We start from the raw sequence: 18954 nt of genomic DNA on the forward strand, positions 1-18954 counted from the left end.
GGCCTGTCGTGGTCCACCGTTCCGCCACACCCACCCCCTTTGGACTGCAGCGTGCGACATGCCACGCCCGAGCTTCAAGTCTAAAGCCAATCATATCGCGTATGCCGCCGAATYGCCATTCAATGTCCGCCTCGAGTTCCCCAGGCCACCGACTCGACGAACACAATCAAAGAGAAATGTATAGCATAAATACAATCATTAAACGCATCATGCTGACATCCTATGTCACTGGGCCGCGCTATGAAAGGTTTAGCCAACCACTGACAACGAAAGGTATGACTATGACAAACAACAGCCCCGCGCTTCAGGTCGCTTTGGCCTACTATGAGGCCTGGAAAAATCACGATCACGCCACGGCCATGAAGGTCGTCGCAGGCGACGTGGTTTCCGAAACGCCGTTTGGCGTCATCGAAGGCGGCGACGCACTGCACGCGTCGGAAACGCAGTTCGCCGGCATGCTCAAGGGTGCAACCATGGTTGCCGCTTTCGGCGACGAGATGACGGCTCTGCTGATGTACTACACCCATACCCATCCCGTCCCCAATGTCCTCTCCACCAAGTATTTCAAGGTCGAGGATGGCAAAATCACCGGGATCAAGGCGCTCTTCGACAAAAGCGTTTTCGGGACACGGTAAGACAATGAACGCGTCCATGATCATCATCGCTGCAGCAGTGGGTGATGGTCGATCACCATGCCCAGGCGCCGGCAGGTGCCGGTTTGCCGGGCTTCGAGGCAGACATCGTCGCCGATAGATATACTGGCAGCACCAACCTGCCGCGCCTTTGGGCCGGTCGAGCACACCGCTCGCTGAGGTCGTCGCAACCACCCTGAACAGAAACGGACTAGCATGAAAAGAATTCAGTATCACAAATACGGCGGTCCGGAGCTGATGCGGCTGGAGGAATTCCAGCGGCGTGCGCCAGGCAAAGGCGAAGTCGCAGTAAAGGTCAGCTTTGCCGCCATCAATCCGATCGATTGGAAGGTCCGCAACGGCCATCTGAAAATGGTGACGGGTAAAACGTTCCCCCGCGCCATGGGTAGCGATTTTTCCGGGGTCGTCACGTCGGTCGGATCTGGCGTGACGCGTTTCAGGCCCGGTGATGCCGTCTTCGGCATGGCGAACATCAAGGACGGCGGCGCTTTTGGGGAAGCCGTCATCGCCCCCGAAACCTTTCTGGCAAAGAAGCCGGAGCCGGTTTCGTTTGAAGAGGCGGCCTGCCTCGCAACACCAGGTGTCACGGCTTGGAATGGTCTGTTTGACAAGGCTGACTTAAAGAGCACCAAGCAGGTGTTCATCAGCGGCTGCACCGGCGCCGTGGGCGAAACGGCGGTGCAACTCGCCCGCCGGCTTGGCGCAACGGTGTCGGGTAGCTGCAGCGGCGGGGCGATGCAAAGGGCGCGCGCGATCGGGGTTCAAAAGGCCTTCGATTATCGCACCACCGATCTGGCGACGATCGGCGACCGATTTGATGTCGTCTATGACACGTCTGCCACCATGAGATTGGCCACAGGCCTCCATCTGTTGCGCAAGGGCGGAGTCTTCCTGGACATCAACCCGACGATGGGCAAGTTCATTCGTGCCATCTTCGACCGCAGGCTCAAGCCGATCATCTGCACCGCACGGGCGGACATCCTCGACGGCCTCGCGAGCGCAGCAGCTGAAGGAAATCTGCGTTTGCCGATTGCCGAGATCATCCCGCTGGCAGACGCGATTGTCATGCTCACGAAGCTGGAGCAGGGTCATAAACTCAACGGAAAAGTCGTGGTCCGCATGGATTAGGCCGGCGGGGTACCAGGACAAGGTTGCGGCCTTGTTCTGGCGCGTCCCGTGCTAGGATGCCGTCATGTCCCAAAGCCAGCGCCTCTTCGATCTGCTGCAGATACTACGCCGGCACCGCCAGCCCGTCTCCGGCAGTTATCTGGCGGAAGAAACCGGCGTTTCGCTGCGGACAATTTACCGGGACATGGCGCTCCTCCAATCCATGGGCGCGGAAATCGAAGGCGAACCCGGTTTCGGCTACGTGCTGATGCCGGGCTTTATGCTGCCCCCACTGATGTTCTCGGAACGGGAGCTGAAGGCCATTACCCTCGGGATTCAATGGGTCAGCCGCCAGACTGATGACGAACTGGCGCTGTCGGCCCACGATGCGCTTTCGAAAATCGAGGCGGTTCTGCCGTCCGAACTCCGCCACAAACTGAACGACAACGATTTTCACGTCAGTCACGCGTCGCTCCCCACGCCTGCCATCGACCTGAAGATACTGCGCCAGGCCATGCAGCAGCAAATGAAGCTCCGGATCACTTACCGGGATGTGAAGGATGCAGAGAGCGAACGGGTGATCTGGCCGATTGCCGTCGCCTTCTTCGACTCCCGGCGCATTATCGCTGGCTGGTGCGAGCTGAGGCAGGATTTTCGCATGTTCCGGGCCGATCGGATTCGTCAGGCCGAGCTTCTAGCCGATCGCTACCCTGGGAAACGACGTGAGCTGGTCAGGCAATGGCGTTTATTGGTGGCCGAGCAGGCGAAGCAAGAATTCGAAGCGCCGCGGCAAATAAATCAAGACAGCGGCAAGACATAGCTTGGCGGCTGCAGCCGATCAGGCGCTGCAGGCAATCGTCCACCTTTACAACATGAGATTTTTCTTGCGCTATCCGTTCATCAATTGGCGCTGGGACTCACGGCAATCAAACCCAAAGAGCAACACTCCCCCAACCCCGCAGGATCGCCTCGGGTTTGGTGCGCGCACAGAGCGCAATCGTTCCGGCAGCTGACATTCTGCACCTCAAACGGTTGGTGTCCGACGTGTCGTCTGCTGGCGCACCGTTCTGTGCGGCCTCGGTCACCGGATTGACCGAGATATCGGCGCATTGGACGAGGCTTGGCATCCGCCATGAGCGCATCGATCCCAGCCAGCCACAACAGAATGGCCGCCATGAGCGGTTTCATCCGACGCTCAAGGAGGCAATGCTGTCATCGCAAAACAGCCAGGATGAACAGCAGCACCGCTTCAATCGCTTTCGTCACGACTATAATCACGAGCACCCGCACGAGGCCCTCGGACAAAAGCCGCCGGGCCGATTCTACCAACCAAGCCCGAGGCCGATGCCCGCCAGGATACCAGAGCCGAATTACCCGGCAGGCACGAAAATCCGACGGGTGCGATCCAACGGAGAGATCAAGTGGCGCGGCCACAAAATCTATATCTCCACCGTCATCGCCGGAGAGGAAATCGCGCTCAGAGAAATCGACAACGATCTGTGGTCAACACAATTCTACGACCGCGCGCTCGTCGTCCAGAAGCCATCATCTCACCTTGACGACGACCTTGCCTTTTGCTCGCCCGGTCTCGACATAGGCCAGGGCATCGCTGGTCGATGCGAAGGGGAAAATGCGGTCCACGACCGGCCGTATGATGCCGGAATCGATCAGTGAAGTGATCTCGCGCAGCTGATCGCCACTCGCCCTCATGAACAGAAACGAATAACCGACGCGATGGGACTTTGCCTTCTTCCTGATCCCGGAGCTCAAGAGACGCATGACCAGCCGCAAAAACCAGCCCGATCCGAGTTCGTCTGCAAAATCGGGATCGGGCGGACCGGAGATCGAGATCAGCTTGCCGCTGGGTTTCAGCACGCGGAGGGATTTCTCGAGCGTGTCCTTGCCGAGACTGTTCAGGACGACGTCATAGCCACTGAGGACCGTCTCGAAATCGTCCTTCTTGTAATCGATGACGATATCCGCACCAAGATTCCTGACTAGGTCGACATTCGCAGTGCTGGTCGTCGTGGCAACCGTTGCGCCGATATGCTTTGCCAGCTGAATCGCAAACGTTCCGACGCCGCCGGAGCCGGCATGGATCAGGACTTTCTGGCCCTTCTTGAGGTTGGCTTTCTCAATCAGTGCCTGCCAGGCGGTCAGGCCGACGAGAGGAATCGAGGCCGCCTCCTCCATGCTGAGGTCCTTTGGCTTGATCGCCAGGTCGGCTTCGCGGATGGCAATGAATTCCGCGAACGTGCCGATGCGGTCTTTGTCCGGCCGCGCATAGACCTCGTCGCCCGGCTTGAAGCGCCTGACTTTCGGCCCGACCCGGACCACCACCCCGGCCACTTCGTTGCCGAGAATGAGCGGCAAACGATAGGGCAGGATCAGTTTGAACTCGCCATCCCTGATCTTGGAATCGAGCGGGTTTACGCCGGCAGCGTGAACCTGGACCAGCACGTCGCCGTCGCGCAGTTCCGGATCCGGCCGTTCGCCGATCCGTGCGCCATTCTTCTTGCCATATCGATCGATGAAGAACGCCTTCATGTTGTTTTCCCGTTCATTGTGTTTCTGTTTCCGGTTTTCGCCGATTGTCTGAAGGCGCTATTGCTGACGTATCCAGGTCTGCGAACGGCCCAGCAGTGATATGCCGATATAGCCGCGCACATTGAGTTTCCTGCCGCCGTCGAGCAGGTGCAGCTTGCTGCGATAGAGCTCGCCACTCTCCGGATCGAGGATTTGGCCATCGGCATAGTCGTCGCCATCCTTTTTCAGTCCGGATAGAATCTGCAAGCCGACGATGGGCGCATTCTTGAGAGCGCCTTCGCATTTGACGCATTTTGGATTCTGATCTTCGCTGGGGGCCGGGAAGACCTGTTCGACGGTGCCCTGCAGCGTTCCGTTCGTTTCGGTGATGCGTATCAGTGCTCTGGACTTGCCGCTGACATCGTCGATGTTCTTCCACAGGCCGACGGGAGACGTGTCATCCGCCCTGGCAATGGAGCAGGTGAGCGCAGTTGTCAGTGTGATGGCCAGCATGGCCGCATGCTTGAAAGTCATCTATTGTCTCCGGGAGCTTGAGTGTCATTTGTCTAAAAGCCGGCCGCGGCCGGGTTTGATGGGCGGCAGAAGTGCACCGCGCGCCCGCGGTGCCGGATCTTTCACCTGCAGCCCTTGGACTGCATCGCAGCCTCGATTGCATTGAGTTCGCCCTTGCCACGGGCAACATCGTCTTGCCTGTCCTGGCCGGTGACGGCGGCGATGGGAATATGGATGACGGCCATGGCTCCCATGTCACGCTCAGCTGCCCTGCGCTGGGCCTCCTCGAGGTTTTGCTGGGCGACCTGTTTGGCAGCCCGATCGGCGACAAGCTGGGTGCAGGGCAGCTGCAGATAGGGATCGGTCGAGACCGACAGTGCCGCTATCTGCCCGGGCTGCTTGGCGCAGCCGGAAACGACCAGCGCCAGCGCACACAGCACCGCTGTTTTCATAGGAATTTTCCTGGGGCTCACCCGCATGGTCATCAAACTCGATCGAGACCCAATTGCTTGCGCAGGATTTTGTCGACCATGGCCTCCGGGAAATAGCGACGCAGCGAGCGAACCTGGCCCGACTGTTTGCCGGCCGAATAGCGCAGTTTGGGTTTGGCGGCGGTGGCCGCCTTGACGACAGTTGCCGCAACGACCTCCGGAGAATCGCCGGCGCCGACCCATTTGCGCATCAATGCCTCGGAGCTTTTGCGCGCCGTGTCGTAAACCGACAGCGGCTGGTCGACCCTCGTAAGGTTGTCTTCAAACGACGTTCGGGTGACACCGGGCTCGACCAGCACGACCCGGATACCGAAGTTCCGCACTTCGTGATCAAGCGACTCTGAATAGCCCTCGATCGCATGTTTCGTGGAGGCATAGAAGGCGTTGAAAGGCGACGGGATAAGACCCAGGATCGAGCTCATATTGATGATCCTGCCCCGCTTCTGGCTCCGCATGATGGGCAGGACCGCATTCGCCACGCGAGCCACCCCGAAGACATTCACATCGAACAGCCTTTGCGCCTGAGCGATCGAAGACTCTTCCGCACCGCCAATGAGGCCAATGCCGGCATTGTTGACCAGGACATCGATCCGGCCGGCCTCCGACAGCACCGTCGAGACAAGAGAATGGACAGACGCATCGTCCGTCACATCGCAGACCAGCATCGATACGTTGCGCGGGCTGCTGCCGGTCATCCGGCGGCTCGTCCCGAAGACTTTGAATCCCGCCTGGGCCAGGGCCTCGGCGGTGGCGCGGCCGATGCCCGAGGAGGCCCCCGTCACGATCGCGGTTCGCTGCGACTGCATGTTCATTCCGTTCTCCAAATCCGCGGCAAGCCTTTCGCCGCTCTTTAAATTATGATCGTACTATGATATAACACTCGTAATATCATTTGAAAAGCCCTAAAGAGAATCATGCGCTACGAAAAAGGTCGAAAGGACGCCTCGCGTCGCCACATCATGAAGGTCGCAGCGGAGCGGTTTCGCTGTGACGGTATTGCTGCATCCGGACTTGCCAGCGTTATGAGCGATGCCGGGCTGACCAACGGGGCCTTCTACGCCCATTTCGAATCCAAAGCGGACTTGGTGCGGGAAACCGTCGCGGCAGCGCTGGAAGATCTGTCAAAACAGGTAGAGGACGCCATCGCCGCCGGCGGGCTGGCGGCTGCTATAGCCACCTATCTCTCAACCGCGCATCGGGACGACCCGGCACATGGCTGCTCGTTTGCAGCGCTTCTGCCGGAACTCGCGCGTCAGCCGGCAGAGACACGCCAAGTATACACCCAACGATTCCTGACCCTGGTCAACCAGCTGGCAGCGGCCCTACCGCCGCAAACACCGAATGCCGAAGACACGGCAATGGCGATGTTCGCCACCCTTATCGGCACGCTTCAGCTTGCCCGCACCCTGGAGGGGACTGCGTTGTCGGCCCGCATGTTGAAAGCAGGCGCGGATGCGGCGCTGCGGCTGGCAGAGCCGCGGCAGGACTAAACGAGCACGGTGGGCATGAGAACTCCGGCTGGCTCGACCTCTGGACCGGTGACATTTCTTTCAGCTCCACGCCGGCGACAGCTTTTCCTTCAAGAGCACCGAGACGCATCGGTGTACGAATTCGGGCAGCGAGCCGGTGAAAGTGGTCTGGGTGATCACGCCGCCGCTTTATTGAGACGGGTGTGATACTGGCCTGACGAAGCTTGATATCGCCCGGCCGCACGTGATCGAAAATGCTTGGCAACAGACCGGCGTCGGTGGTAATTATTACCACCGAATTTTCGGAGACCAACCATGGCCAATGTCGAAAAAGTCAGTGTCTCGATGACGCCGCAGCATGCGCAATTGCTTCGTGACGCCGTCGAAAGCGGCGCTTATGCCAGCGGCAGCGAAGTCGTCCGCGAAGCGATGCGGGATTGGTCGGCCAAGTGGCAGCAACGGCGCGGCGATATTCAGCGCCTCCGCGAACTTTGGGCTGAGGGCAAGGCCAGCGGCCCTGCCACGCCTGTCGATTTCGACGAACTGCTCGAAGAGGCGCGAGAGGAACTGAAAGCCATCCGCTCTCATGGCGGCTAGACTTATCTGGACGCGACAAGCGCGTGCCGACGCCAAGACAATCTATCTCGATATAGGCCAGGAGCAGCCACGGAGCGCCGAACGATATTTCCAGCAATTCCGCCAGAAGGCGAACATGCTGGTGGATTATCCCCGCCTTGGCCCGCGTCATCCRGAAATCTTCCCAACGGCCCGTATGCTGGTCGAAGCGCCTTATATCATCCTCTATGAAACGATCCCCGATGATGACGATGCGGATGTGCGCACCGTGGAAATCGTACGCATCGTCGATAGCCGCCGCGACCTGACTACCCTTTTCTGAAAACCCCTACCGCGTCACATACTCCAAAAACTCCCGATGGCCGAGCGCGCGCGCAGATGCTAGCCGATATTCCTTCACCAGGCTGTCGGCCGTCTCTCGCGCAAATTTCCTCAGCGCCGGGTCGCGCTCCATCTCGGCGCGCGCGACAGCGGGATCGAGCAGGCCAAGCCCATCGAGCACGGGATAGTGGAGCTGGGTCTCGATATGCGGCAGGCCATGGAGGAAGTCGCCGAAATGCTCGTGCCGCGGCATTTCGCGCTTCCAGCGGGCAAGCCGCTCCCTGGTTTCCGGATGCAGGCGTTCGGCGCGGACATTGCGCCAGAACGGCGTGTCGTCGCGTTCGGTGACGTAATGGGTGTTGACGAAGGTCCTGAAGTCATCGACCTGCCGGCCGAACTTCTTGTTGTAGTCGGCGCGGTCCGCCTCCGTCATCCGGTCGGGATGCTTGAGATAGTGTTCGGCAAACAGCATCATCTGGACGACCGTACCGTGGATCGATGTCGATTCCAGCGGCTCGATGAAGCTTGAGCTCAGGCCCACGGCCAGGCAATTGCCCATCCACGGCGTCTCCAGCCGGCCGATGCGGAAATGGATGTCGCCGCGCACCTCGATCTCATGGCCGAGCAGCGCCTCGATCTCGCGCTTGGCGCCGTCCGGATCCAAAAACTCGTCGGAATAGACATAGCCGCAGCCATAGCGCCATTGGGTCGGGATCTGCCACATCCAGCCGGAGCTCAGAGCGTGCGCGAGCGTGTAGTTGGCAAGCTCTTCGCCTTCCTTGACATCGACCCAGAACGGCATGGCGCGATTGACCGGCAATTCCTGAGCATAGGAGAGCCAGGGCGCGTTCAGCTCGCCGACGATCAGCCGCTTGCGGAAGCCGGAGGCGTCGACGAAGAAATCGCCCTCCAGCCGCGCGCCATCCTCAAACACCAGGGCGGCAATATTGCCGTTCTCGGGATTGCGCTCGACGCCGGCAATCGTCGCGTCGATGATCTCGACGCCTCTGGACCGGCGCTTGAGGAACTGGCCGACCCGCGCCTGGTCGAAATGGAAGGCATGATGGAAGGGGCCGAGCGCGATCAGCGATCCGTCATCCCTCAGCGCATAAGGCGCTTTCTTCTGTTCCAGCAGCGGACCGAAAAGATGCATATCCTGCACCTTGCGGCCAGCGGCGACGGAAAAGACGTTGAGATAGTCCGATGGCGCGCCTTCCGGCGGGGTCACGACCTGATGCGGGTCATCGATCGGGCCGTAATAGGTAAAACCCTTGCGGCGCCAATCCTGGTGACGGATACCGAGCTTGAAGCTCGCGCCCGTTTCACGGAAGAATTCGAATTCGTCGAGCTTGAAATATTGCATCATCACCCGGAACGCCGCGGTCGATGCTTCGCCGACACCGACGGTGGGGATTTTCGAGGATTCGACCACCGATATCCGCGCAGCGATTTTCTGGCGCTTGAGGCCATCCTGGATGATGAATGCCGCCAGCCAGCCGGCCGTGCCTCCCCCGACGATGACGAAATGCGGCTCTCTCTCCATCCCGCGGCTCCCCCCTGGATTTTGCGTTTCTCATGAAGGGGATACGTTATCCTGCCACCGATGAACAAGGCCGATCGGCTGATATGGCGTCAAAAATGCGGATGGTTCACGCAACCTTCGCCGCGAGGATGCGGACAGGAGCGGTAACGGAAAGAGGCCTTAGCCCCGCGCCGGCACAGTCTCGATTGGCATCGGCCGCAAGCCATTTGGCAGTATCTGCCACTGCTAAAGAGCGTACCCATCCTTAGAAAACGGGGGGCGCCGAGACCCGATATCTCGGCGCTCAAGGATGGAAGTCGAGCCGGCCCAGCCGCCGAGACATCCTAAAGTAACGACAGCCATCGCCCCGACCGCTGACCTTTTGGCGCCGGCGGCAGCCAAACATCTAAAGGACATCTCATGCAGACCTTCAATCTATTCAGACGAATGGCCATCGCAATGGCGCTGGTCACTGCCGGACTGCTTTTTGCCCCCGCGGCCTTTGCCGGAGAGCCGGCTGCAGATGCCATTATCGGTACCTGGGCAGCTGACGATGGCAGCGTCAAGATCGACATGTACAAATCGGGCGACGCGTACCAGGCCCACCTTCTCTATGGCAACCACGTCGTCGAAGCCGACAACGTCACGTTCAAGAAGGACACCAGGAATCCGAACCCCTCGCTGCGCTCCCGTTCCCTCAAAAACATCGTACTCCTCTGGGGGCTGCGCTGGGACGGCGGGAAATGGACCGGAGGCTCGATCTACGACGGCTCCTCCGGCCGCACCTATAATTGCAAGGCTGAGCTCGATGGCGGAAAAATGCTGTTGAGGGGCTATCTCGGCGTCTCGCTGCTCGGCCAGACCCAGGTCTTCCACCGGGTCAGCAGCTGACATCTTGCGCGTTGGACGATTGACGTCCGGCGCGTCTCCACCTGTTCAATCGTTGCTTGGTGGTGTGTTCGGGCGCATGATTGGCGCATTATGCAAATGCCCTGGCATCCTTCGTCAGTGATCGATCCGACATGGGACCCCATAATCAGTCTCATAACCAAGAGAGGTCGATATGATTGACAACAGACAGAAGACAGCACTCGTCACCGGAGCATCCTCCGGCATGGGCAAGGCGATCGCCAAGCGGCTCATCACCGATGGCTACAAGGTTTACGTGGCCGCTCGCCAGGTCGACAAGATGAATGACCTTGCCCGGCTCGGCGCCAGGCCGCTCAGCATGGACATTTCCAGGGACGATGAGATCCAGGCCGCCGTCCAGACCATTCTGACCGAAGCCGGTGGCGTCGATGTCCTGGTCAACAATGCCGGTTTCGGCCTCTACGGCCCGGTCGAGGATATCGGCCTCGAAGAGGCCCGCTATCAATTCGAAGTGAACATGTTCGGCCCCGCACGGCTGACCCAGTTGCTGCTGCCGGCCATGCGCCAAAAAGGCGCCGGGACGATCGTCAACATCACCTCCATGGGCGGCAAGATCTATACCCTGCTCGGCGCCTGGTACCATGCCACCAAGCACGCGCTGGAAGGCTGGTCGGACAGCCTCCGGTTGGAACTCGCCCCCTTCGGCATACGGGTCGTCATCATCGAGCCTGGCTTGATCGAGACCGGTTTCGGCGATGTGGTTGCCGATGGCCTGCTCAAGCGCTCGGGCCAGGGCGCCTATGCCAAGGTAACACAGGCCGTCGCCAAATCGACGCGAGAAGCCTATAGACCAGGCCGCGGCACCGATCCGCGCGTGATCGCCGACATCGTCTCCAAGGCGGTTCGGGCAAGAAGGCCCCGCACGCGTTACGTCGCCGGCAAATATGCGAAGCCGATGATCACCATTCGCAAGTGGTTCGGCGACCGGATGTTCGATCGCATCATTCTGAGCCAGATGCGCTGAGGGAGACGAGGATGAGTGGAGCGCCGGCGGACAGGTGTAAAATCCCAAGGGCCTTCTGGCCCGCGGTCGAACAGATCGGCGTGCCCGCGGCGGCTCTGTTGCGGCAGGCACGCCTGCCGGCGACCTTGCATCTGAACGGCCAGGGTCTGGTCACCACAGCACAATTCTTCGCGGTGTGGCGGGCGCTGGAGGAACTGACGCAGGATCCGGGTCTCGGCATGAGGCTGGTGGAAGCAGCGGAAACCGCTGTGCATCCGCCCTCCAGCCTTGCGGCTTTCTATGCCCGCGATTTCCGCGACGGCCTTTCCCGCCTCTCGCGGTTCAAGCGCCTCTGTACCCCCGAGCAGCTGCATTTTACCGAAGAGGGCGGCGAGTGCACTGTCATGTTCGAATGGATCTATGCCACCGCGCCGGAGCCGGCGATCGCCGTGGATGTCGATTTCGCCACCCTGGTGGAGCTGGGACGCCGGGGCACCGGCCAGCGGCTGACGCCGGTGCGGGTGGAATTGCAGCGCCCGCGGTCCAAGAGCGGCGCACATGCGGCCTATTTCGGCTGTCCTATCCGCTACGACGCGCCCGGCAATGTGCTGGTTCTCAAGTCGGCCGATCTGGACCGCCCGTTTCCAGGCCACAATCCGGAGCTTCTCGAACTCCTCACCCCGGCCCTTGGCTCCGCCCTCGGTGAAATCCAGGCCCGCAGTTCCATCCGTGAGCAGGTCAAGATCGTGCTCAAGCGCAGTCTCGCAAGCGGCCGGCCGGAACTGTCCGACGTGGCTGCCGACATGGGCTTGAGCGAACGCACATTGCAGCGGCGGATTACCGAGGAGGGCGCGACCTTCCGGGAACTGCTCATCGAGGCTCGCCAGGAGCTGGGGCGGCAGCTGCTTTCCGATCCCGCGGCCGAGATCGACGAAGTGGCCTGCCTGCTGGGTTACCAGGATGCGAGTTCCTTCTACCGGGCCTTCCGCGACTGGGAAGGCGTGACGCCGAACCAGTGGCGGGAACGTCATGCCCACAGTTCCGGCGGCCAGCTTGGCCCGGACATCTCCCTGCATTGACGGCGCAACCGCTTTGGCGCCGAGCGCAAACGGATTGGCATGCCTTGCCACTGTCGCAGTGGCGTCCGGGTGTTACCTCTCGCGCACAGCATAGGCTGGAACGTCAACAATCCTGGAACATTATCATGTCTGGCAAAGTCTGGTTCATTACTGGAGCATCCCGCGGCTTCGGCCGCATTTGGGCGGAAGCCGCCCTTCAACGCGGCGACAGGGTCGCCGCAACGGCGCGCTCGCTGGCAAAACTCAAGGATCTGGTCGACCGCTACGGCGATGCCGTCCTTCCTCTCACCCTCGACGTGACCGACCCGGACCAGGCCTGGGACGCGGTCACCAAGGCGCATGCGCATTTCGGCAGGCTCGACATCGTCCTCAACAACGCCGGCTACGCCCTGGTCGGTGCCATTGAAGAAGCGCGCGAAGCCTACGTGCGGGACGAGTTCGAGACCAACTTCTTCGGTGCGCTGCGGGTCATCCAGGCCGCGCTGCCGCTGCTGCGCCAGCAGGGCCACGGCCATATTCTGGGCGTCTCCAGCGTCGCCGGCCTCGTCGCGCATCCGATCTCCGGTTTCTACAACGCCTCCAAATGGGCCTTCGAAGCCATGCACGAGGCGCTGGCGCAGGAAGTGAAAGGGTTTGGCATCCAGGTCACCCTGCTGGAACCGGGCGCCTATGCCACCGATTTCTCCACGGAATCCTCCCTCGCGATCTCGTCAATGCTCGAGGCTTATGCCGAACTCCGCAGGCATGCCTTTGAAGCAGGCGCCAAGATGGACTTTGGCGATCCCCATGCAACAGCAGAGGCCGTTCTCGCGATCGTCGACCACGAGAACCCGCCGCTGCGGTTCTTCCTGGGTACGGAAGGCATGCCCGCGGTGCGCAAAGCCTATGCCGAGCGTCTCGCCTCCTGGGAGGCATGGGCGGATGCTTCGAACATGGCACAAGGCTCGGCGCCCCAGCACAGGATTGCATCGCTCTAGGCTCGACGCTGTGGCCGTTTGTCGGCTTGGGTGTGGGGCTGGCGCCCCCACCCTAATTCCCATGCCCATTCTCTCTTGCCGCAAGCAGCTGAGCCTTGGCGCGTTCAATGAACTCATGCTTGAGCTCGTTGTATTGCGCACGACTGTCCGGCGATGCCGCGGCCGCATATTATATGCCGCACGCAGCTCCGGATTCTGCCGCAACGCATCTCTCAAGGCCAAGTTCGACTGCCAGGACTGGCCCATATATTCGACGACATGCACCAGATGTGTCCGCTCGGTCATGTCGCGGCCGCGTCCGAAAATGTAGTGCCCTGGCACGCCCGCATGCGCTGCATAATCGTAACCGAGCCCGAGCAGGGGGTCGTGGCACTTCTGCCAATTTGACAGCGGGAGAACACCCACCAGAATGTCCAGGATCGGTTTGGCACGCATGCCTGGCACCGCTGTCGAGCCGTAGTGCTCTATTCCTCTGGGGATATCGCCAAGCGCCGCGGCAAGCCGCTGCCGTTCGGAGTTGAACTCGACCTCCCAACCCGGATGGTAATCGAACAGGACATTCGTGTTGTGTTTGAGGCCCAACATGTGTGTTTCCTCGATATAGGACGAGGATACTACACCACGTTGCAGAGCCGAAAAAGCAGTCGCGCAAAGCCTGCGTTATCGGCGAGCAGGGAAACGGTCGCTTTCTTGCCTCGGGAGGCCGCACTACGCAAACTTGCGGAACGAGGACAGCAAAACTCTATGAAAGTTCGACTTTCATACCAGTGACGGCGGCTGAGATATCGCGAAGCCTTGTCAAAAGATGGACGCCCTTGATCTCCAAGCCTTCGAGGTCGGCGGAATTCGCGAAAATCAGATGCGTGCAATCGGGCCAGCCCGGCCCTCCGCCAACAATGGCATCCCAGAGAGCATCAAGGTTTCTTCCGAAAAAGGCGCAGTTATCCCTTCCGACGGCACTTTCATACCTGTTCCAAAACACCTCGCCGCTGGCGGCGTTTGCGCAATCAACTATCAGGGGCATGCTGGCAACCTTGGCAAGTTTGATCGTCGTTGGATCCACGACGGGCTGATGGCGGACAATACCATTCGGCAAAACTGACACATCTTCCTGAAAGAATTCAATGTCCGTACGGGTTGTTTTTGCCCGCACTGCCCTTGGGTTGGCCTTACCCAGATGACGGCAGGTTCCCGATCGCCACCGCCCGCCCATCATCCCTCCCCCCACATCTTTTGCCACGACCATCATCCAGGCCTTGACAATCGCTTCATCCTGCCGCTTTATCACCATATCCAATGCTATGGACACATGTCTATTATATTGGACACTATCAAAACGAGGGGAATGACCATGACCAAATCGCTACGCGCCTATGCACTCTCTTTCCTGGCCTCGCTCGCGCTCAGCGCCGCGCCGGCTTTGGCGCAGGAGGCCAAAAGCAAGCTTGACGAAGTCCTCGCACGCGGACATCTCATCGTCGGCACCGGCAGCACCAATGCGCCCTGGCACTTCAAGGATGCCAACGACAATCTCGTGGGTTTTGACGTCGACATGGGCCATATCATCGCCAAGGCGCTGTTCGACGATCCCAACAAGGTCGAATATGTCGACCAGTCGTCGGATGCCCGCATCCCCAACATCACCACCGGCAAGGTCGACATTACCTGCCAGTTCATGACCGTCACCGGCGCCCGCGCCCAGCAGATCGCCTTCACCATTCCCTACTATCGCGAAGGCGTGGGCCTGATGCTGAAGGCCGACAGCAAATATGCCGATTATGCCGCGCTGAAGGCCGCAGGCTCCGCCGTCACCATTTCCGTGCTGCAGAACGTCTATGCCGAAGCCATGGTGCATGCGGCTCTGCCGCAAGCCAAGGTCGACCAGTATGATTCCCAGGACCTGATCTATCAGGCGCTCGAATCCGGCCGCGCCGATGCCGCCGCCACCGACCAGTCGTCGCTTGCCTGGTACATGACTCAGAATGCCGGTCGCTACAAGGACGCCGGCTACGGCTGGAACCCGCAGACCTATGCCTGCGGCGTCAAGCGCGGCGACCAGGACTGGCTGAATTTCGTCAACACCGCCCTGCATGAGGCAATGACCGGCGTCGAGTTCGATTTCTACGCAAAGTCCTTCAAGACCTGGTTCGGCAAGGACCTGACCCCGCCGCAGATCGGCTTCCCGGTCGAGTATAAGTAAGCCATTCTCCCCGGCGGTCCCGCCCTCGGGCGGGCAATCGCATACCGGGTAAAGACCCTCTCTGGCCTGCCGGCCATCTCCCCCACAAGGGGGGAGAAGACTTGCGGAACCGCCTCGGCCCCAATTGAGGCATTCGCGGTGCGGCCAGGTTAGTCCCTCCCCCTTGTGATTGGGGAGAGGTCTTCGCCCCAAAATGCGATTTCCCTTGCCCCCGGGGCGGGGCCGTTTGATCTTCGTGAATGGTAGGCTTGCATGGGTTACACACTAAATTTCGCCGCCGTCTGGCGGAGCTTCGATCTGTTGCTCGAAGGCCTGGCGCTGAGCCTGGGCCTGGCATTCGCCGCCATCCTTGTCGGCTTCTTCGTCGGCCTGGTGGTTGCCTTCGCGCTGGTGTCGAAAAAGCTCTGGCTGAGAAAACCGGCCGGCCTCTATGTGACGGTCATCCGCAACACGCCGATCCTGGTTCTGGTGCTGTTCAGCTATTTCGCGCTGCCGGAACTCGGGCTCAGGCTCGACAAGATCGAAAGCTTCATCCTGACGCTGGCGCTCTATTCCGGCGCCTATCTGGCGGAAGTGTTTCGCGGCGGGCTTCTGTCCGTGCCGCCCGGCCAGCGCGAGGCCGGGTTGGCGATCGGGCTCAGCGAAATGCAGATCCGCACCTCGATCATCATTCCGCTGATGCTGCGCAATGTGCTGCCGTCGCTGTCGAGCACCTTCATCTCGCTGTTCAAGGACACATCTCTGGCCGCGGCCATCGCCGTTCCGGAACTCACCTTCGAGGCGCGCAAGATCAATGTCGAGACGTTCCGCGTCATCGAGACCTGGATCGTCGCCAGTTGCCTTTATGTCGCCACTTCATCGCTGCTCGCCGCATTGCTGCGGATGATCGAGCGGCGGCTTGCCGTGCCGAGGTGAGTGCCATGGATTTCTCCGCCTTTTTCCACCAGGCCTGGATCGCCCGCATCCCCCTCCTCAAGGGGTTGGGGATGACGATCTCGATCTCGCTGCTCGCCATCATCGTCGGCACCTTGCTCGGCATCGCTGTCGGGCTGACGCTCACCTATGGCTACAAGCCGTTCCGTCTGCTGGTGCGTGCCTATACGGATTTCATCCGCGGCACGCCGGTGCTCGTCCTCGTGCTTGCCAGCTATTATGTGCTCGGCACGATCGGCATCGATCTCAGCCCGTTCGAAGCCGGTGTGCTGGCGCTGTCGGTGTTCTGCAGCTCGCATGTCGGCGAACTCACTCGCGGCGCCTTGCAGGCGATCCCCAAAGGGCAGACCGAGGCGGCGAAAGCCATCGGCCTCACCTTCTCGCAGACCTTCCTCTACGTGCTCGGCCCGCAGGCGATGCGCGCCGCCCTGCCCGCCTGGGTCAACACCGCCGCCGAAATGGTCAAGGCTTCGACGCTGCTCTCCATCATCGGCGTCGCCGAGCTCTTGCTGCGCAGCCAGCAGATCATCTCGCGCACGTTCCTGAGCCTCGAATTCTATTTCTTCGCCGGCTTTCTCTATTTCGTCATCAACTACGCCATCGAGCGTTTCGGCCGCTATGTCGAGCGCAAGGTGACGGTTGCATCGTGAGGTCAAGGTGACAGACACACTGCTTGAGATACGCGACCTGCACAAGCGCTACGGCACCGTGGAAGTGCTCAAAGGCGTCGACTTCTCGATGACGCGCGGCGAGGTGATCTCGATCATCGGCTCCTCCGGCTCCGGCAAGACGACCATGCTGCGCTGCATCAACATGCTGGAGGAATTCCAGGCCGGCTCGATCCAGATCGACGGCCAGGCGATCGGCTATGACATGGTAGGCGGCGTGCGCCGGCGCAAGAAGGAAGCCGAGATCGCCCGCCAGCGGGCGCTGACCGGCATGGCCTTCCAGCAGTTCAATCTCTTCCCGCATATGACGGCGGCCCGCAATGTCATGCTCGGCCTGATCAAGGTCCGCAAGATGGGCAAGGACGAAGCCCGCGCACTGGCCGAGAAATGGCTCGACCGGGTCGGCCTGCTGTCGCGCATCGATCACTATCCGGGCCAGCTTTCGGGAGGCCAGCAGCAACGCGTCGCCATTGCCCGGGCGATTGCCATGAACCCGAAACTGATGCTGTTCGACGAAGTCACCTCGGCGCTCGATCCGGAACTCGTCAATGAAGTGCTGCAGGTGATCAAGGCGCTGGCCGAGGACGGCATGAGCATGCTCCTGGTCACCCACGAAATGCGCTTCGCCTACGAGACCTCCAACCGGGTGATCTTCATGAACCAGGGCCGGATCGGTGAACAGGGCAATCCGCGCGAAATGTTCGTGAAGCCGCAGACCGAGCGGCTGGCCGAATTCCTCAAAAACTCGACTTTCAACTAGACATCAGCAGACGGAGAATGAACGTGACGATCAAGCGATATGGCGCGGGTGAAACGGGCGCAGGCGGACAGGCATTGCCCTTCGCGCGCGCCGTCGAGGCGAACGGCTGGCTCTACGTCTCCGGCCAGGTGCCGATGGAAAACGGCGAAATCGTCAAGGGCGGCATTATCCAGGAAAGCCGCAAGGCGATCGACAACATGATCGCCATCCTGCACGAGGCCGGCTATGGCCTCGAAGACGTGGTGCGCGTCGGCGTCTGGCTCGACGACCCCCGCGATTTCTGGAGTTTCAACGGTGTCTATGCCGAATATTTCGGCGCCCACCCGCCGGCCCGCGCCTGCGTGCAGTCGCGCATGATGGTGGACTGCAAGGTGGAAGTGGATTGCGTGGCCTATAAGGTGAAGTGACGGCCTTTGCGCGAGGGCTTTGACGCGGAAAGCCATTCATTGGTGGCCGGGCGTCGCGCCGGACGCTACTTTGTCTGTGCCGGCCACATAGGTTCTTACGCTACATCTTGACCTGCCGCCCTATGCGGCAGGTTCCTGCAAAGCCTTGGATTTGCGATCAGGCGTGTGCATGAGGATGGTGCTGCTGCCAGACCGACCAAAGCGATGCTGCGGCCACGAGAAGTCCGAGCACCACGTCAGTCCACATCGCATTCACGTTGGTTGCAAAACCAAGCAACCAGGGAGATGCGACCAGCCAGCAGCCTAGCACCAGGCCAACCCATTCTTCCCATTCGGCGAAAACCGAAATTTCGGCAACCGCCAGCGCGCCAAGCAGTCCTCCGACAAGCCACGCGTTCCAGCTCGGCATGGTTTCGGGTACGAAACCGACAACCCATGGCGAAGCGAAGACGCATGCCGCGAGGACCACATTGACAAGATCCAGCGCACTCTTTCCTTTCATCTGAACATTGGGCATGTCAGACCTCCATACTAGAAGTTCAACTGAAGTATTATACCTCTTCTTCGACATTCGACCCAAGGAAAATAATGACGGAAGGACCGTCTTTTGAAAGATTTTGTCTTTGAGATCTTAGCTGTTCGCGGCCGTCCCGCCTGTCTTAACTTTCGGTGGGGACGAAAGTATCAGGCAAGTGCTCGCCTTCGCTCGGGGCATTCCCCACCGCCGACAGCGTGGAGCTCGACCGCCCAGGTCATCGCTGCGTCCGGCCCACCCCGTCACCATGGTGCCCAATGACGTGAAGCGCAATGGCGCCTCGAAGGATCAGCCGCAGCCACGATGCGTCATGACACGCTCCTTAAGTGATCAGGCCTGCGGCA

General features: G+C 60.5%; 22 protein-coding genes and 3 pseudogenes. 17 read left to right on the top strand and 8 right to left on the bottom strand.

The features are described 5' to 3' along the window. The first annotated feature begins 281 nt into the window (after nucleotides 1–281). From AC1D06_RS03675 to AC1D06_RS03690, 4 genes and pseudogenes are all read left to right on the top strand, one after another. Nucleotides 282–635, top strand: a complete 354-nt coding sequence (locus AC1D06_RS03675; protein WP_477985065.1) for a nuclear transport factor 2 family protein — start codon at nucleotides 282–284, stop codon at nucleotides 633–635. A gap of 213 nt (nucleotides 636–848) precedes the next feature. After that, nucleotides 849–1781, top strand: coding sequence for an NAD(P)-dependent alcohol dehydrogenase (locus AC1D06_RS03680; protein WP_477985067.1), 933 nt, complete (start codon nucleotides 849–851; stop codon nucleotides 1779–1781). A gap of 64 nt (nucleotides 1782–1845) precedes the next feature. Further along, entirely contained in the window at nucleotides 1846–2580 is a 735-nt protein-coding gene (locus tag AC1D06_RS03685) for a helix-turn-helix transcriptional regulator (RefSeq protein ID WP_477985069.1), read from the top strand. Between the two features lie 224 nt (nucleotides 2581–2804). Beyond that, a pseudogene (locus AC1D06_RS03690) lies at nucleotides 2805–3062 on the top strand (integrase core domain-containing protein); the annotation flags it as partial. A gap of 243 nt (nucleotides 3063–3305) precedes the next feature. On the opposite strand, the gene AC1D06_RS03695 reads toward AC1D06_RS03690, so the two are convergent. The 4 genes from AC1D06_RS03695 to AC1D06_RS03710 all read right to left on the bottom strand — a co-directional run bounded on the left by AC1D06_RS03695 (nucleotide 3306) and on the right by AC1D06_RS03710 (nucleotide 6102). Further along, on the bottom strand, nucleotides 3306–4307 hold the full coding sequence (locus tag AC1D06_RS03695) for an NADP-dependent oxidoreductase (protein ID WP_477985071.1): 1002 nt from the start codon (nucleotides 4305–4307) through the stop codon (nucleotides 3306–3308). 57 nt (nucleotides 4308–4364) lie between these two features. Next, nucleotides 4365–4820 carry a DUF2147 domain-containing protein gene (locus AC1D06_RS03700; RefSeq protein WP_477985073.1) on the bottom strand — a complete coding sequence of 152 codons (456 nt, stop codon included), beginning with the start codon at nucleotides 4818–4820 and terminating at the stop codon, nucleotides 4365–4367. A gap of 101 nt (nucleotides 4821–4921) precedes the next feature. Further along, a complete protein-coding gene (locus tag AC1D06_RS03705) occupies nucleotides 4922–5251 on the bottom strand; it encodes a hypothetical protein (protein ID WP_477877168.1) in 330 nt (109 codons plus the stop codon). A 32-nt stretch (nucleotides 5252–5283) separates the two neighbouring features. Then, nucleotides 5284–6102, bottom strand: a complete 819-nt coding sequence (locus AC1D06_RS03710; RefSeq protein WP_477877167.1) for an oxidoreductase — start codon at nucleotides 6100–6102, stop codon at nucleotides 5284–5286. A gap of 102 nt (nucleotides 6103–6204) precedes the next feature. Between AC1D06_RS03710 and AC1D06_RS03715 the strand changes: the two genes are divergently transcribed. The 4 genes and pseudogenes from AC1D06_RS03715 (at nucleotide 6205) to AC1D06_RS03730 (ending at nucleotide 7657) form a co-directional block, all read left to right on the top strand. After that, nucleotides 6205–6780: a TetR/AcrR family transcriptional regulator gene (locus AC1D06_RS03715; protein ID WP_477985075.1), complete on the top strand. Its 576-nt coding sequence runs from the start codon at nucleotides 6205–6207 to the stop codon at nucleotides 6778–6780. A gap of 103 nt (nucleotides 6781–6883) precedes the next feature. Beyond that, nucleotides 6884–6955: pseudogene (locus tag AC1D06_RS03720) on the top strand (helix-turn-helix domain-containing protein); the annotation flags it as partial. A gap of 119 nt (nucleotides 6956–7074) precedes the next feature. Then, entirely contained in the window at nucleotides 7075–7356 is a 282-nt protein-coding gene (locus AC1D06_RS03725) for a type II toxin-antitoxin system ParD family antitoxin (protein ID WP_477985077.1), read from the top strand. Beyond that, a complete protein-coding gene (locus AC1D06_RS03730; protein WP_477985079.1) occupies nucleotides 7346–7657 on the top strand; it encodes a type II toxin-antitoxin system RelE/ParE family toxin in 312 nt (103 codons plus the stop codon). The genes AC1D06_RS03725 and AC1D06_RS03730 overlap by 11 nt, the downstream gene beginning before the upstream one ends. 6 nt (nucleotides 7658–7663) lie before the next feature. Here AC1D06_RS03730 and AC1D06_RS03735 read toward each other — a convergent pair whose 3' ends face one another. Next, entirely contained in the window at nucleotides 7664–9199 is a 1536-nt protein-coding gene (locus tag AC1D06_RS03735; RefSeq protein ID WP_477985081.1) for a tryptophan halogenase family protein, read from the bottom strand. 399 nt (nucleotides 9200–9598) lie between these two features. On the opposite strand from AC1D06_RS03735, the gene AC1D06_RS03740 reads away from it, so the two are divergent. The 4 genes from AC1D06_RS03740 (at nucleotide 9599) to AC1D06_RS03755 (ending at nucleotide 13107) form a co-directional block, all read left to right on the top strand. After that, nucleotides 9599–10069, top strand: a complete 471-nt coding sequence (locus tag AC1D06_RS03740) for a DUF2147 domain-containing protein (RefSeq protein ID WP_477985083.1) — start codon at nucleotides 9599–9601, stop codon at nucleotides 10067–10069. A gap of 172 nt (nucleotides 10070–10241) precedes the next feature. Beyond that, nucleotides 10242–11072: an oxidoreductase gene (locus AC1D06_RS03745; RefSeq protein WP_477985085.1), complete on the top strand. Its 831-nt coding sequence runs from the start codon at nucleotides 10242–10244 to the stop codon at nucleotides 11070–11072. A gap of 11 nt (nucleotides 11073–11083) precedes the next feature. Continuing rightward, a complete protein-coding gene (locus AC1D06_RS03750; RefSeq protein WP_477985087.1) occupies nucleotides 11084–12130 on the top strand; it encodes an AraC family transcriptional regulator in 1047 nt (348 codons plus the stop codon). A gap of 125 nt (nucleotides 12131–12255) precedes the next feature. Continuing rightward, the gene (locus AC1D06_RS03755) at nucleotides 12256–13107 is read left to right on the top strand and encodes an SDR family NAD(P)-dependent oxidoreductase (RefSeq protein WP_477985088.1); all 852 of its coding nucleotides are present in this window, start codon (nucleotides 12256–12258) and stop codon (nucleotides 13105–13107) included. A 180-nt stretch (nucleotides 13108–13287) separates the two neighbouring features. On the opposite strand, the pseudogene AC1D06_RS03760 reads toward AC1D06_RS03755, so the two are convergent. Together AC1D06_RS03760 and AC1D06_RS03765 are read right to left on the bottom strand one after the other, a co-directional pair. Beyond that, nucleotides 13288–13692: pseudogene (locus tag AC1D06_RS03760) on the bottom strand (GrpB family protein); the annotation flags it as partial. Nucleotides 13693–13849: 157 nt separating this feature from the next. Further along, nucleotides 13850–14416 carry a barstar family protein gene (locus AC1D06_RS03765; RefSeq protein WP_477985091.1) on the bottom strand — a complete coding sequence of 189 codons (567 nt, stop codon included), beginning with the start codon at nucleotides 14414–14416 and terminating at the stop codon, nucleotides 13850–13852. A gap of 42 nt (nucleotides 14417–14458) precedes the next feature. Here AC1D06_RS03765 and AC1D06_RS03770 point away from each other — a divergent pair, with 42 nt between their 5' ends. The 5 genes from AC1D06_RS03770 to AC1D06_RS03790 all read left to right on the top strand — a co-directional run bounded on the left by AC1D06_RS03770 (nucleotide 14459) and on the right by AC1D06_RS03790 (nucleotide 18075). Next, nucleotides 14459–15307 carry a transporter substrate-binding domain-containing protein gene (locus tag AC1D06_RS03770; protein ID WP_477985093.1) on the top strand — a complete coding sequence of 283 codons (849 nt, stop codon included), beginning with the start codon at nucleotides 14459–14461 and terminating at the stop codon, nucleotides 15305–15307. Nucleotides 15308–15559: 252 nt separating this feature from the next. Then, the gene (locus AC1D06_RS03775) at nucleotides 15560–16222 is read left to right on the top strand and encodes an amino acid ABC transporter permease (protein WP_477877156.1); all 663 of its coding nucleotides are present in this window, start codon (nucleotides 15560–15562) and stop codon (nucleotides 16220–16222) included. A 5-nt stretch (nucleotides 16223–16227) separates the two neighbouring features. After that, complete coding sequence (locus AC1D06_RS03780; protein ID WP_477985095.1) at nucleotides 16228–16890, top strand: amino acid ABC transporter permease; 663 nt, start codon at nucleotides 16228–16230, stop codon at nucleotides 16888–16890. A 7-nt stretch (nucleotides 16891–16897) separates the two neighbouring features. Beyond that, on the top strand, nucleotides 16898–17668 hold the full coding sequence (locus AC1D06_RS03785; RefSeq protein ID WP_477985097.1) for an amino acid ABC transporter ATP-binding protein: 771 nt from the start codon (nucleotides 16898–16900) through the stop codon (nucleotides 17666–17668). Between the two features lie 23 nt (nucleotides 17669–17691). Beyond that, nucleotides 17692–18075, top strand: coding sequence for a RidA family protein (locus AC1D06_RS03790; RefSeq protein ID WP_477985099.1), 384 nt, complete (start codon nucleotides 17692–17694; stop codon nucleotides 18073–18075). A 157-nt stretch (nucleotides 18076–18232) separates the two neighbouring features. On the opposite strand, the gene AC1D06_RS03795 is transcribed toward AC1D06_RS03790, so the two are convergent. Then, entirely contained in the window at nucleotides 18233–18592 is a 360-nt protein-coding gene (locus AC1D06_RS03795; RefSeq protein ID WP_477877152.1) for an SPW repeat protein, read from the bottom strand. Nucleotides 18593–18954: the final 362 nt, after the last annotated feature.

The sequence above is a fragment of the Rhizobium sp. P2_G2 genome, from assembly GCF_056403555.1.